General features: G+C 63.7%; 9 protein-coding genes. 4 read left to right on the plus strand and 5 right to left on the minus strand.

Going from position 1 to position 14,164, the window contains the following annotated elements; genetic code table 11:
• Positions 1–51: 51 nt before the first annotated feature.
• Together AB6802_RS20470 and AB6802_RS20475 are read left to right on the plus strand one after the other, a co-directional pair.
• On the plus strand, positions 52–1,119 hold the full coding sequence (locus AB6802_RS20470; RefSeq protein WP_371012000.1) for a BMP family ABC transporter substrate-binding protein: 1,068 nt from the start codon (positions 52–54) through the stop codon (positions 1,117–1,119).
• Positions 1,120–1,437: 318 nt separating this feature from the next.
• The gene (locus AB6802_RS20475; RefSeq protein WP_371012001.1) at positions 1,438–1,881 is read left to right on the plus strand and encodes a hypothetical protein; all 444 of its coding nucleotides are present in this window, start codon (positions 1,438–1,440) and stop codon (positions 1,879–1,881) included.
• A 72-nt stretch (positions 1,882–1,953) separates the two neighbouring features.
• Here the strand turns inward: AB6802_RS20475 and rimO are convergent, their stop codons facing one another.
• From rimO to AB6802_RS20490, 3 genes are all read right to left on the minus strand, one after another.
• Positions 1,954–3,267, minus strand: a complete 1,314-nt coding sequence (rimO, locus tag AB6802_RS20480) for a 30S ribosomal protein S12 methylthiotransferase RimO (protein ID WP_371012002.1) — start codon at positions 3,265–3,267, stop codon at positions 1,954–1,956.
• A 179-nt stretch (positions 3,268–3,446) separates the two neighbouring features.
• Positions 3,447–4,112: a TerC family protein gene (locus tag AB6802_RS20485; RefSeq protein ID WP_371012003.1), complete on the minus strand. Its 666-nt coding sequence runs from the start codon at positions 4,110–4,112 to the stop codon at positions 3,447–3,449.
• Between the two features lie 169 nt (positions 4,113–4,281).
• The gene (locus AB6802_RS20490; RefSeq protein ID WP_371012004.1) at positions 4,282–4,689 is read right to left on the minus strand and encodes a DUF930 domain-containing protein; all 408 of its coding nucleotides are present in this window, start codon (positions 4,687–4,689) and stop codon (positions 4,282–4,284) included.
• Positions 4,690–5,196: 507 nt separating this feature from the next.
• Here AB6802_RS20490 and AB6802_RS20495 point away from each other — a divergent pair.
• Together AB6802_RS20495 and AB6802_RS20500 are read left to right on the plus strand one after the other, a co-directional pair.
• A complete protein-coding gene (locus tag AB6802_RS20495; RefSeq protein ID WP_371012005.1) occupies positions 5,197–12,111 on the plus strand; it encodes a hypothetical protein in 6,915 nt (2,304 codons plus the stop codon).
• A gap of 65 nt (positions 12,112–12,176) precedes the next feature.
• The gene (locus AB6802_RS20500) at positions 12,177–12,554 is read left to right on the plus strand and encodes a phospholipid-binding protein (RefSeq protein WP_371012006.1); all 378 of its coding nucleotides are present in this window, start codon (positions 12,177–12,179) and stop codon (positions 12,552–12,554) included.
• A 98-nt stretch (positions 12,555–12,652) separates the two neighbouring features.
• Here AB6802_RS20500 and AB6802_RS20505 read toward each other — a convergent pair whose 3' ends face one another.
• A complete protein-coding gene (locus AB6802_RS20505; protein ID WP_371012007.1) occupies positions 12,653–13,360 on the minus strand; it encodes a hypothetical protein in 708 nt (235 codons plus the stop codon).
• A 161-nt stretch (positions 13,361–13,521) separates the two neighbouring features.
• On the minus strand, positions 13,522–13,878 hold the full coding sequence (locus AB6802_RS20510; RefSeq protein ID WP_371012008.1) for a hypothetical protein: 357 nt from the start codon (positions 13,876–13,878) through the stop codon (positions 13,522–13,524).
• Positions 13,879–14,164: the final 286 nt, after the last annotated feature.

The raw sequence follows: 14,164 nt of genomic DNA on the forward strand, positions 1-14,164 counted from the left end.
AACAACAAAAAGACGGGAAGCTCCAAGGCTTAAACTCAGAGAGGTAACACAATGAAAAGACTGCTTATTGCGTTGATGACCACGGCGGCGGCCTTGTCGCTGGCGGCAACCGCCCAGGCGGCCGACAAGCTCAAGGCGTGCTGGGTCTATACGGGTCCGATCGGCGACTTCGGCTACTCCTACCAGCACGATCAGGGCCGGCTCGAAGTGGAGAAGGCGCTCGGCGACAAGGTCGAGACCGCCTATCTCGAAAACGTCTCGGAAGGCCCCGACGCCGACCGTGCCTTCGAGCGTCTGGCGCGCGAGAAGTGCAAGATCATCTTCGGCACCTCTTTCGGCTTCATGGATGCCGAGGTGAAGGTCGCCAAGAAGTTCCCGAAGGTGATGTTCGAGCACGCCACCGGCTTCAAGACCGGTGACAACCTCGGCATCTACAATGCGCGCTTCTATGAAGGCCGCTATGTGCTCGGCCAGATCGCGGCCAAGGAATCGAAGAAGGGCCTTGCCGGCTACATCGTCTCCTTCCCGATCCCGGAAGTGGTGATGGGCATCAACTCCTTCATCCTCGGCGCGCAGTCGGTCAATCCCGACTTCAAGGTCAAGATCGTGTGGGTGAACTCCTGGTTTGATCCGGGCAAGGAAGCCGACGCCGCCAAGGCGCTGTTCGACCAGGGCGCCGACATCATCGTCCAGCACACCGATTCCACCGCCGCCCTGCAGGTCGCCGAGGAGCGCAAGCTGCACGGCTTCGGCCAGTCGTCGGACATGATCAAGTTCGCGCCGAACGCACAGCTGACCTCGCTCACCGACGAGTGGGGCCCGTATTACATCAGCCGCGTGCAGGCGGCGCTGGACGGCACCTGGAAGCCGGACAATGTCTGGCTGGGCATCAAGGACGGCGCCGTCAAGCTCGCGCCCTACACCAACATGCCAGACGACGTGAAGGCGATGGCCGAGGCGACCGAGAAAAAGATTGCCGGCGGCTGGAACCCCTTCACCGGCCCCGTCTCCAAGCAGGACGGCTCGGCCTGGCTGAAGGACGGCGAAGTCGCCGACGACGGCACGCTGCTCGGCATGAATTTCTATGTCAAAGGCATCGACGACAAGCTGCCGCAATAGGCGGCGCCAAAGTTTCGAACCGGAGAGGGCGCCTTGTGGCGCCCTCATTCGTTTGTAAGGTCGGTTGGCAGGGCTTTCCCCTAGGCGGGAAGCTTTTTTTGCCAGTCGGCTAAAGATCGTTCGACGGCGTTGTGTGCCAAGTATTTAAGATCAATTTCTCTGGTGTTCTTTTTCAATCCGCGTTTTGACGGTGTCGATGTAATATTTCGATGGTTTCCGTGACAATGTTCACATACATTAACGACCTCTAATTTCATGCTGATCGTGCAGTTCAGACGAAACCAGCTGGCGTGATAAGCGTCCGCAGAAGGAGGTCTTATGCAATTGAATAAAAAGCTTTTGGCCATCATCGGGAAACGCATTCCTGCAATCTATGATGTCATCCCGCGCGGCCCACAGGGCCGGCTTGCGCAAGTCGCGCTCAATCCTCAGCCGCTGCCGCCGCATGAACTGGGCGCTGCGGTCGCTGACGAGTTCGTCCGCTCCGCGTGGGCGGCGGAGCGCGGCGGGCTCGATATGAAGGCGGTGTCGGATGACCTCGACGATTGGTGCCCGACGCGACCGAAGATACCGAAGTTTCCCCCGTGGTGGTGGCCGTTTCCGGAGCCCGAGCCGCACCCCGAGTGGTTTGTGGACTACCATCTGGGATTTGCCTCACGGCTGTCGGTTATCGCAGCCAAGTCAGCGGGCAAGAGCCTTGATGCCACCCTCAATCAGGCGATCGACCGTTCCCTGGCCGCAATCGAGGCGGTGAAGCTCTGATCAAATGCCGGCGAGGCCGAGAGGCCTCCCAACAGTCTGAGGGGCGCCGTGAGGCGCCCTTTCGGCTCGAAGCTACACCGCCGAGCCGTACAGATCATAGGCGTCTGCGCGGTCGATCTTGACGGTGACGATCTCGCCTTGGCGCAGCGGGCGGCGCGACTGGATGTGCACCGAACCGTCGATCTCCGGCGCGTCATATTTGGTGCGGCCCTTGGCCGAGGTGCCATGCGCCTCGTCGATCAGCACCGGCAGGCGCTTGCCGACCTTTTTGGCGAGCTGCGTTGCCGAAATCTTCTGCTGGCGCTGCATGAAGCGGTGCCAGCGCGCGTCCTTGACCTCTTGCGGCACCTGCTCCAGACCGAGCTCGCTGGAACGGGCGCCCTTGACCGGCTCGTATTTGAAACAGCCGGCACGGTCGATCTTGGCTTCGTCCAGCCAGTCGAGCAGCATCTCGAAATCCTCGTCCGTCTCGCCGGGGAAGCCGACGATGAAGGTCGAGCGTATGGCGAGATCCGGGCACACGTCGCGCCAGCCGCGGATGCGTTCGAGCGTCTTTTCGCCATGGGCGGGGCGGCGCATGTTCTTCAGCACCTGCGGCGAGGCATGCTGGAACGGGATATCGAGATAGGGAAGGATTTTTCCGTCGGCCATCAGCGGGATGACGTCGGCGACATGCGGATAGGGGTAGACGTAGTGCATGCGTACCCAGATGCCGAGCTTGCCCAACTCCTCGGACAGATCGAGGAACTTCGCCCGTACTTCGCGATCGCCGAACATCGACGTCTGGTACTTGATGTCGATGCCGTAGGCGCTGGTGTCCTGCGAGATGACGAGGAGTTCCTTGACGCCGGCCTTGGCAAGCTTTTCGGCCTCGCGCAGCACGTCCGCCGCCGGCCTTGAGACGAGGTCGCCACGCAGTGCGGGAATGATGCAGAAGGTGCAGCGGTTGTTGCAGCCCTCGGAAATCTTGAGATAGGCATAGTGGCGTGGCGTCAGCTTCACGCCTTGCGGCGGCAGAAGATCGATATAGGGGTCGTGGCTCGGCGGTGCCGCCTCATGCACAGCGGCCATCACGCTTTCATAAGCTTGCGGACCGGTGATCGCGAGCACATTGGGATGCTTCTCACGGATGACGTCCGGCTCGGCGCCGAGACAGCCGGTGACGATGACGCGGCCGTTTTCCGACAGCGCGGAGCCGATGGCGTTGAGCGACTCATCGCGCGCGGAATCGAGGAAGCCGCAGGTGTTGACGACGACGAGATCGGCGCCGTCATGCTTGCGCGCGATCTCGTAGCCTTCGGCGCGCAGGCGCGTGATGATGCGCTCGGAATCGACGAGTGCTTTCGGACATCCAAGACTGACGAAACTGACGCGAGGAGCGGACATAGGGCTATTTTCCAAGAAACAAGAGCGCGCGGATCGGGCTCGAGGCCTTGACTGTATCGATCTACGCGCGCGGCTTTAGGCCAATTTGTGCGGCGCAATAGCATGCTTCGGCACAGAAGCAAACCTGACCGCCCGTCGAGGCCGGTGCGATCCGATAGCCGTTCGCCTGGAAAGAGACGTCAGTGGCCATCCGATCCGAACCATGGTGCCAAGAAAGCGAACTGTTGCGGAAACTGCTGCACGGCGCCCTCGAGGAACATGTTTATGGCGACGTAGAGGATGATCAGCAGGCCGATATAGGCGATCCAGCGGTATTTGTGCAGCAGGCGCGCGACGAAGGACGCGGCAAAACCCATCAGCGCGATCGAGAGCACCAGCCCGATGATCAGCACTGTCGGGTGCTTCATGGCGGCACCGGCGACGGCCAGCACATTGTCCAGCGACATCGACACGTCAGCGATCACAATCTGCCAGGCGGCCTGGGAGAAGGTCTTGCGTCCTTTGCCGGCGACCGTGCCGTTGGAAAGGGCTTCAGTCGCGTCACGCTCGTCCTCGTGGCTGACGCGCAGCTCACGCCACATCTTCCAGCACACCCACAGCAGCAGCAGACCGCCGGCTAGCAGCAGCATCGGCCCGATGCTCAGCAACCATTGCGTGATCAGGGCAAAGATGATGCGCAGGACCGTGGCCGCCGCGATGCCGACGAGAATGGCGCGCTTGCGCTGGTCGGCGGGAAGGCCGGCGGCGGCGAGACCGATCACAATTGCATTATCGCCCGCGAGCGCGAGATCGATTGCAACGACCTGGAGGAGAGCGGAAAGGCCTGCGGCAGTGAATATTTCCATAAACTAGAAATCCTTGCCTGAAATGAGTGTCGCCCTGTACCAGGACGGGCCTAAAGGCACGGTCCACCGGCGTCAAGCCGCAGGCTTCGGCATCATGGGAAAATGGGTTTCTTCCGGTGAGCCCGAGGATTCCCAGGCCGCGGCCGGGAGCTCGGATGAGGTGGGGCATCTAGTCGTAAAGATTATATTTCGCCCAGTCCGATTCCGGAATCTCATCGCCAATCTTGTAGCGAAATTGCAGCACTTCCATATGGTCTGGCGCGGTCTGGCATTTGAACTTCAGCCGGTACCACTGGCCCTTGCTGCGAAAGGCGGCGCCGGAGCTCTTGATGGCGTCGGCGCTCATCTGCGGCGTGGCAAAGGCATAGGCCACCACCCGGTCAGCCTTGTAGCTGCGATCGTCGTGGCTGATCCGGTCGAGCACCTCGGCGTCGCAGCGCTGCTCAAGCCGCGTCTCCGGATCGAGTTTCAACAAGCCGGCACGCAGCGCACTGTCCATCGCCTTGGCCGGCAAGGCCAGCGCCAGCGACGCCAGAACCATCAGGCAGAGCTTTTTCATGGGCGCGACAAGCAGCATATTTTGACCGAGAAATCAAATAAACGGTATTTTACCGGCCACTAACCGGATCGGTTGCCGCGCCGCCTGCATTCCGGCAACCGGATACACCTCTTTCGCAACCACCGGCAGCTTTTCAATTTGCAGAATCACTAATGGACGGATTCAGGCTTGGTTCGGCACGCGCATCGGTGTCGCGGCGAACAAGCACCGCCCGTGCTGATACTCCCAGAAAAAGTCAGCTCAAGAGTCCATGATTCAAGCCGATCGGGGGCAGGTCATTCTGGCGGCATTGTACATTGGCATATATCGGGTCGTGCCCGCCCGCCCTGTGAGAAAAACCAGGAAATCCAGCTGGTTCAATACTTTTACGACAAAATATGAGTGAGCTGGACTACTTGCAGACCGCGGCGCTGGCGTGAACTTCGCCAACGGTTGTTGCGGGAGGCCAAGTTGACAGCGCGCTGCCGTTGCGTCACGCCATTGGCAGGGTGAGACGGGTCGGAATGGCCCGGGGGGACTGGGGCAATGGCGAAGATCAAGACGGCCAATGGGTCGAAGTTCGGCCTTGGACGCGTAGTCCGCATATACCATCCCGGTCCAATCGCGGTCGCCGCCGTCGCGGCCTCATTCCTGTTGTTCGCCCCGGAGGCGGCGCTGGCTGCCGTCGTGGTCGGCAGTCAGGTACACAACCCCGACACCAACGCGCTCGAAACGGTGGTCAAGGATCTCGGCTCGGGCTGGGCGCTTACTTCGGTCACAGTCGGTTCGGTCACCGAATACAATGCGATCCTGGTCGACGCGCCAGCCCTCAACTCCACCTATGTGTCGGGTGGCGCAACCTACAAAGTCGACAGCTATATTCGGAACTCGACCACCAATCTCATCACCGGGATCAATGTCACCAACCAGACGGATTCGAGCCATCCAACCTCGGTTGTCGACGCCTTCAAGCCAAACATCTTCGACAATAGCGGCGCGGCGGGCACCGCCGGCAATGGCGGCAGCAGCAGCAACGCCGACGGCGCGGTTTATGTCAATCGTCAGGTCGGCACTCAAGGCGCGGGCGGCAGCAATGGCTACGGCGTCCATATCGACCTCGGCATCCTGGGCAGTGTCACCATCGGCTATGACGGCTCGAACGGTAGCCCCGGCGGCAACGGCCCGACCGTCGACGTCACCCTGGTCGGCGGCGTCAACGGTCCCTATGGCAATAACGCCGACAACACGCCTGCCGTCACCGTCGCCAGCATCGGCGGCAATGGCGGCAATGGCGGCGATGCCTATGGCGCACTCGGGCCCTATGACGGCGGTGCGGCAGGCGCAGGCGGCTCCGTCACACTGCACAATTCGGTCGACCTGACCACCGGCGGCAACAACTCACCCGGCATCTTTGCGCTCAGCAAAGGCGGCAAGGGCGGCAATGGCGGCAGCGGCTACATTCTCAGCCCGAGCGGCTCGGGCGGGCCGGCGACGACTGGCGGCACCGTCACGGTCATCAACAGCGGTCATATCGTTACCACCGGCCAGAAGTCGACCGGTATTCTTGCCCAGTCGATCGGCGGCGCGGGTGGCGGCAGCGGCGACAGCTTCGGCATCGTCGGTCTGCCCGGTTCGGCCACCTCGGGCGGCAATGGCGGCACGGTCACCGTCACCAACAGCGGTGTCATCGAAACGTCGCAGAAGGAATCGCACGGTATCTGGGCGCAGTCGCTCGGCGGCAGCGGCGGCAATGCGGGCGATGCCGGCGGCATCGTCGCGCTTGGCGGCAAACTCGGTGGCGGCGGCGGCACCGGTTCCACCGTCACGGTCAACAACAATGCCGGCGGCGACATCACCACCCATGGCATCGGCGCCTACGGCATCTTCGCCCAGTCGATCGGCGGCGGCGGCGGCGCTGCAGGCGATGTCGGCGGCCTGGTGGCAATCGGCGGCACCGGCGCGGCCGGCGGCGACGGCGGCACCGTCATCGTCAACAATGCGGCCGGCACCACCATCATAACTTATGGCGGGACCAACCCCGATGCCCATGACGTCGGCGCCGACGCGATCGTGGCGCAGTCGATCGGCGGCGGCGGCGGCTCGGGCTCGAGTGGCGGCGGCCTCGTCGCCATCGGCGGCGACGGTTCGGCCGGCGGCATCGGCGGCTCCGTCACCGTCAACAATGACGGCACGCTGATCACAATCGGCCCCAAGGCGCGTGGCATATTCGCTCAGTCGATCGGCGGCGGTGGCGGCAATGGCGGCGATAGCGGTGGCCTCGTCGCCATCGGTGGCGCCGGCAGCGCCACCAGCAATGGCGGCACCGTAACGGTCAACAACACCGGCCGCATCACCACCGTCGGCACCGCCATCCAGGCTGAGTCGATCGGTGGCGGCGGTGGCGACGGCGGCTCCAGCGGCGGGCTCTTCTCCATCGGCGGTTCGGGCGGCGGCGGCGGCGATGGCCTCAAGGTCATCGTCAACTCCTCCGGCCCACTGACGACAAGCGGCGACAACTCCGTCGGCATCCTCGCCCAGTCGTTGGGCGGCGGCGGTGGCAATGGCGGCGGCTCGTATACAGCGGGAGCGCCGATCTCGATCGCTATCGGTGGTGACGGCGACAAGGGTGGCAAGGGCGGATCGGTCGAGGTCAACCACGTGGCCACCCCGGGCGATCTCACCGGCCTCTTCGCCTCCGACATCAGCACCGGCACGCGCACCACTAACGGTCAGGGCCAAACCGTCGTCACCGGCGCCAAGGCTTATGGCGTTTTCGCGCAATCGGTCGGCGGCGGCGGCGGCAGGGGCGGGCTTGCAGTCTCGGTTGCGAACGGCACTTCCGGCGCCGGCGCCAGCTTCGCGATCGGCGGCAAGGGTGGCCCCGGCGGCGATGCTAAGGACGTAACCGTCAACTACCTGGGCAACATCACCACGCAAGGAGACAGCGCCTACGGCATCTTCGCGCAGAGCGTCGGCGGTGGCGGCGGCGATGGCGGCGGCGCCGTTGCTGTCAGCGGCGGTGGCGCGTTCAGTTTCGGCCTCGCTATGGGCGGCGCAGCCGGCGTCGGAGGTATCGGCGACATCGTCAACGTCAACACCGCGGGCGGCAAGATCGAGACCTACGGCCTCCAGGCCTCTGGCATTTTCGCACAGTCGGTCGGCGGCGGTGGCGGCAATGGTGGCTTTGCCGGCGGCGGCACGATCGGCGCGGTTGCGCTGACCGTTACCCTCGGTGGCAAGGGGGCCGACGGTGGCCTCGCCAAGGCAGTTACCGTCAACAACGCCTCGACGATCATCACCCATGCGGACGGATCGATCGGCATCAACGCGCAAAGCCTCGGCGGCGGCGGCGGCAATGGCGGCTTCTCCATCGCCGGCGCACTCGCGGTCGGCGCGATATCGGCCGCCATCGGCGGCGATGCCGGCGACGGCAGCAGCGGCGGCACCGTCACGGTCAGCAACCAGGGTGACATCAGCACCACGGGTATCAAGGCTTACGGCATCTTCGCGCAGTCTGTCGGCGGCGGCGGCGGCAACGGCGGCGGGGCGATCGCTTTCTCGGTCGCGGTTTCGCCCGATCCTGAAGAGATTCCGGCGGTCGCTGTCTCGATCGCGGTCGGTGGCAGCGGCGGCATAGGCAGCATCGGCGACACGGTGCATGTCACCAATGGCGGCAACATCACCACCCATGGCACGCAAGCCCACGGCATCTGGGCGCAGTCAGTCGGCGGCGGTGGCGGCACCGGCGGCTACGCCGCATCGGGCGCCGGCTCAATGGGGCCGGGCGCCAACATATCGGTCGCCGTCGGCGGCACGGGCGGCACAGGCGGGAACGGTGGGGCCGTCATCGTCGATGCGGGCAAGAACGCGCTCGGCGCGATCGTCGCTGGCTCCACCATCACCACCTTCGGCCTTGGCGCCGACGGCATCAGGGCGCAGTCGATTGGCGGCGGCGGCGGCGATGGCGGCTTCGCGATCGGTGTCAACCTAGGCATCAACAACAGCAACCTGCCGCTGGCGTCGATAGGCGTCACCGTGGGCGGCCAGGGCGCGCTTGGCGGCGACGGTTCGACGGCGACAGTCAACAACTGGTCGGTCATTCGGACCTATGGCGACAATTCGGCCGGTGTCTTCGCGCAGAGCGCGGGCGGCGGTGGCGGCGATGGCGGCAATGCGATCACGGCGGTCGGAAGCTGGGCTAACGCGACCAGCTCGAGCGCACAAAACACCAACATCTCCGTGGCGATCGGCGGCAACGGCGCCTTGGCGGGCGACGGCAAGGACGTCACCGTCAACAATCACGGAAATATCGAGACCGGCCTCATCACCACCGACACGGACATCACGGGCGATACGGTGACCACCGGCAACAGCGCCTATGGCATCTTTGCGCAATCGATCGGCGGCGGCGGCGGTATCGGCGGCCGTGCCAATTCGATCAACGTACTGGTCGGCAAGGGCGAGGCGCCCCCTGATGCGCTGATCAACGTCGCCATGTCGATCGCGGTCGGCGGTCAGGGCGGCGCGGCCGGCGATGGCGGCCATGTGACCGTCACCAATGATGGCAGCATCACGACCAACGGTTCGCTTGCCGACGGCATCTATGCGCAGAGCGTGGGCGGCGGCGGCGGCGCAGGCGGCAACGGCCTGCTCGGCACCGGCGAACTGATCCCGGTTCCGGCGGCGCTGATCGCGAACGTGCTGTTCGGCAAGACCAAGATTTACAGCTCTCTCGGCGCAGCCGTCGGCGGCAATGGCGGCGGGTCGGGCATTGGCGGTCTTGTCGAGGTCACCAACACCGGTAACATCACCACGAAGGGCAGCAATTCCAACGGCATCTTCGCCCAGTCGGTGGGCGGCGGCGGCGGTGTCGGCGGCAAGGCCAATATCGGCGCCACCGGCACGATCGGCGTTGGCGGCAAGGGCACCAGTGGCGGCGACGGCGGCATCGTCCACGTGATCAACAACAACAACGGCAGGATCGAGACCTTCGGCGCGGCGTCCAACGGCATCTTCGCGCAGTCGGTCGGCGGCGGCGGCGGTGTCGCCGGCAACGTCGACCGTGTGCTCGAGCAAGCGATTGGGCCGATCCCGGCGCTCAATCTCGGCATCGGCCTGGCCTTTGGCCAGGGCGGCGGCAGCGGTGGCTCGGGCAAGGATGTTACCGTCGAGGGCAACGGTGCGATCATCACGCACGGCTCGTCCTCGGCCGGCATCTTCGCGCAGTCAATTGGCGGCGGCGGCGGCATACTCGGCACGCTCGGCAACGACCTCCCGGTGCTGGGGACGATCACAGACTACCACGTCGGCAGCAATGGCGACTTTGGCGACTCCGGCGTCATCCATGTCAACTATACCGGTACGATCGACACCTACGGCAGCGGCTCCATCGGCATCTTCGCGCAGAGCGCGGGCGGCACGAAGGATACCCTCCATCCGCTCGCCCCGCTGTTCCAGGGCGTCGCCGGTAATGTCACCGTCGATTTTGCGGGCTCGGTCGTCACCCATGCCGCCGGCACCAGCGCCATTGTCGCGCAAAGCAAGGCGTCAGAGGGCAATGGCGACATTGCTATCAACCTGACGAGCGCGACCGGCAAGGTCTCGGGCGGCGCCAGCGACGCAAACCATATCGGCGTCGGCGTCTGGATCATCGACGGCAACAACAACACGATCAGCAACAAGGGCACGATCACGACCGCGAGCGGCACCGCCGGAGGCTGGGCGATCCTTTCCGGCGACAGCAAGGAGGCGGTCACCAATTACGGCACGGTCACCGGCTCCTTCGATCTCGGCGCCGGCGCCAACACCTTCACCAACGCGACCAACGCCATCTTCAATGCCGGCACCGACGCCAAGCTCGGCACCGGCAACCTCTTTTCCGACAGCGGCTATTTCTCACCGGGCGGCGACAACAATGTTATGACCACCAATCTCGCCGGCAATTGGAACCAGACCGCTACCGGCGCCTACAAGCTCGACGTCGACCTCGATCCGGCAGCCGACCTCATCAACGTCACGGGCACGGCGGATCTCGGTGGCGCGGTCGATCTCAACATCATGGATGCGGCCGCGGCGAAGCCCGGGAGCCAGACGTTCCATATCCTGCACGCCGATGGCGGTATTTCGCACACCGGACTGGAGCTGAGTGCGATCCCAAGCGCGGTTGCGCAATATCAGTTGCAATATCAAGGCCTTAACGATGCCTATCTCGGCGTAGACATCAATTTCGCCCCCAACGGCTTGACCGAGAATCAGGTTCCGGTCGCTAACGCTGTCAACGCCATTCAGAGCGGCGGCCCGACATCGCCGAGTTTCCAGAAGATCGCCGAGGCGCTGTTCTATATTCCAACGGTCGAGCAGCTCGGCGCCGTCTATGATTCGATCTCGGGCGAGGGCGTTTCCGGTATCGAGCAGCCGCAGTTCGGCGCCTATGAAAGCTTCTTCGCCTCGATGGGCCGCCAGGCCGATTTCTGGCGCAGCGGCGTCGGCACTGATCCGACAGATGTCACAGCCGCGCCGCAGGCCTATGACGAGCCGGCGAAGCCCAAGAAGAACCCGTTCAAGGCGCTGCAGCCCGACCAGCGGCGCTGGAGCTATTGGGCGAGCGCCGGCGGCAATGGCGGTGAGATCAGCGGCGATGCGGCCGTAGGCAGTGCCGGTACTGTGTACAGGGGCGGCAACCTCGCAGCGGGCATGGAAACCACCGGCGACCCCGACACGCTGGTGGGCTTCGCGCTGGGTGGCTCTGCGGGTTCATTCGCCGTCGACGACCGCCAGACTTCCGGCAATATCGTCGGCGCCCAGGCTGGCGCTTATGTCACGCGTAAATGGGACCAGTTCTATATCGACGGCGCGCTTGCCTTCGGCCTCTACAACAACAACATCCACCGCACCGCGGCCGTGCCCGGCTCGGGCTCGCCGATTGACCCGGTGGCCGGCGTGACGCCCGAGAACTGGCGCAGCAATTTCCTGAGCGCCGGTTTCGGCACCAACATCGAGGCCGGCTGGCGGCAACAGGTGGGCGAAGGCGCCATCACGCCTTTCGCCGGGCTGCAGTTCGCCTTCCTGTCGATGGACGCTTTCGACGAGACGTCGACCGATGGCGGTGCCCTGGGCCTGAGTTTCGATCACCACGTCGTCACCTCGCTGCCGGTCTCGCTCGGCCTGCAGCTCGACACCACGGTCGGCGTGGGCGACGGCCAATCGCTGCAGGCCTGGGCCCGCGCGGCCTGGGTGCACGAATTCGAGCCGGACCGTTCAGTGAAGCCGAGCTTCCAGGCGGCGCCGGGCACCTCTTTCGTTATCCAGGGTGCCTCTGCAGCCGAGGACGCGGTTGCGGTCAATGCCGGCCTGAAGATGAACTGGAGCAACAACACCTCGCTGTTCGCCGCCTTCGACGGCAAGTTCGGCAGCGGCTTGCAGAGCTATGGCGGCGATGTCGGGTTGAAGGTGAACTGGTAGGGATCGAAGCGGGGCCTGCTACAAATCGCCGATTGGTTCTCTCATTGTTCTAAGCAAGGGAAATTATGAAAAGACTTTTGATTGCGCTTGGGTTTGCGATCGTCGCATCGAATGCGTTTGCCTCCGGCATGGGCGTTTCTTTCGCATGGGGCCCGACGAAGAAATGTTTTGATCCAAAATCACCGCCGATAGCCGTTTCCGGCGTACCCCAGGGGACGACAAAACTCGAAATAAAGATGACGGACAGCAGTTCATCTTACAATCATGGAGGCGGGACTGTTGCCTATAAGGGACAGACATCGCTGCCTTACGGGGCGTTCCATTACAAAGGGCCGTGCCCAGACAGCGGAACCCATTTTTACAACATCACCGTGAAGGCGATGGACGCGGCAGGAAAAGTATTGGCCAGCGGTTCTGCGTCGCAGCCATTTTCTTCAAAGTAGAAGCCGGTTTATCCAAGGGGTGTGGCTCCAAGCCTGGCGGCCGTGGGCAAGCGGGCGAAAGCCTTACGCAGACTAAGGCTGGACCGAGCGCACGCAGGTCAGTGGACCGCCAGCAGGTAGTCGAAATCGGCCTTGAGCAGCTGCTTTGCTGCCCCGACCGCGTCTTCGCTTGTCGCCTGGCTTTCGAAGTAGACGTCGCCGCCGATGATGACGGATTGCGGCGTCCAGATTCCCGGCAGCATTTCGACCACTCCGGTCAATGCCGGGTGCAGCGAAAACTCTCCCGACTCTGCCGTCTTGAACGTTAAAGTCCACTGCATCTCGCCGCCCGGCGGGATGCCTGCCGCTCGGCCCTTCGCCTCTTTGGCAGCGGCGGCCTCCGCCGCGTCGACAAGCGCATAGGGGAAGCTTGCCGCCTTTGCCTGCCGGGCGAATTCCTCGGTGATCTCGGCGCAGGCATCGCCGGTCCAGCTAACTGCTGCCGTTGGTGTGCAGTGAAAGAAGATGCCGCTGAACTGATCGATGACGCGCTTCGCGTCGGGTGCCAGCGGGGGCGGATGGAGAACGGCGGCGACCGGCCGATAGTCCGCCGGACTTTTAGGCGGCGGCTGTTCGCAGGGAACGCCGGTGTCTTTCCACAATCCCTCGCCCTCGGCGTTTGGAACACCGCTGCAGACGATCCAATTGCGCGGAACGCGCGGAATGCACATGACGGATTTCGGCTTCATCTTCGCACCGGCGGCGCAATCCGCATCGCCGAAGTCGGCTGCATGCGCGCAGACCGTCGAACCCAGGAAGATCGCCAAAGCGAAGGCTTGTATTTGCCGGGCCATCACAGACCACTCCGTGGAAAGTTTAGTCTCCATTGGGCCAGAGCAGTGGAACCGGTTTTCCAAGAAGGATCGTGCTCAGCAAAGTATCGGGTTAGGGCGACAATTCAACGAAACGTCTTCCTGACCCGGATTGGCTACTCCTCCGAGACAGGCTTATACCGGTCGCATGCCTTAGCGTCGGTTCGGGTCAGCGCGAAGGTCCGGTCCTCCTTGCCCAGCGCCATGCTGTGGCTTTCCTCCTTGGGGCTGTTGCCTTCGACATAGATCGGGCTCTGCAGGAAAAGCGTCAGCGACTGTCCGTCCTGAGCCGGGTCGATCAGGCCGTAGCCGGCTTCCTCGGCGGAGTCGTCTTTCGTCACCATGCAGTCGAACCCCGCGGGCCCGTTGAAATTGGGGATCATCTTGTGATCCGAGGTATCGATCCCCGCACCCTGCCGCCAGTCGCAGGCCGCGTAGATGCGCTTTTCGGCGCCGGTGCGCGGCCGCAGCACGATGGTGACGAAGCGCTGCTCGAAAGCGAGGAGGATCGACTTGGTCGTCTGCTTGGGATGCTGCGCCAGATGCGCGGCGGAATAGTCGCGCTCAAAGCAGAGGACCGAGCCTTTGGTTGTGTGAGCGGTGAAAGAGGGTCGCTCAGTTCCTTTGCAACGGCCGTTCCTCCGAGCACTAGCGCCAGGCCGAGTCCCAGGGCGAACGAACCGGTTCTTCCCATCGAGAATTGCATTGCAGATCTCCATATCTTTGACATCTCAAAGCATGGGTCGCATCGATCGAGCT

This window comes from Mesorhizobium sp. RCC_202 (assembly GCF_041355295.1).
Classification (GTDB): domain Bacteria; phylum Pseudomonadota; class Alphaproteobacteria; order Rhizobiales; family Rhizobiaceae; genus Mesorhizobium.

Bases quoted from the DNA above. Each gene is read 5' to 3' on its own strand.
- AB6802_RS20470 (WP_371012000.1), top strand. From the start codon at position 52: ATGAAAAGACTGCTTATTGCGTTGATGACCACGGCGGCGGCCTTGTCG.
- AB6802_RS20475 (WP_371012001.1), top strand. From the start codon at position 1,438: ATGCAATTGAATAAAAAGCTTTTGGCCATCATCGGGAAACGCATTCCT.
- rimO (WP_371012002.1), bottom strand. From the start codon at position 3,267: ATGTCCGCTCCTCGCGTCAGTTTCGTCAGTCTTGGATGTCCGAAAGCA.
- AB6802_RS20485 (WP_371012003.1), bottom strand. From the start codon at position 4,112: ATGGAAATATTCACTGCCGCAGGCCTTTCCGCTCTCCTCCAGGTCGTT.
- AB6802_RS20490 (WP_371012004.1), bottom strand. From the start codon at position 4,689: ATGCTGCTTGTCGCGCCCATGAAAAAGCTCTGCCTGATGGTTCTGGCG.
- AB6802_RS20495 (WP_371012005.1), top strand. From the start codon at position 5,197: ATGGCGAAGATCAAGACGGCCAATGGGTCGAAGTTCGGCCTTGGACGC.
- AB6802_RS20500 (WP_371012006.1), top strand. From the start codon at position 12,177: ATGAAAAGACTTTTGATTGCGCTTGGGTTTGCGATCGTCGCATCGAAT.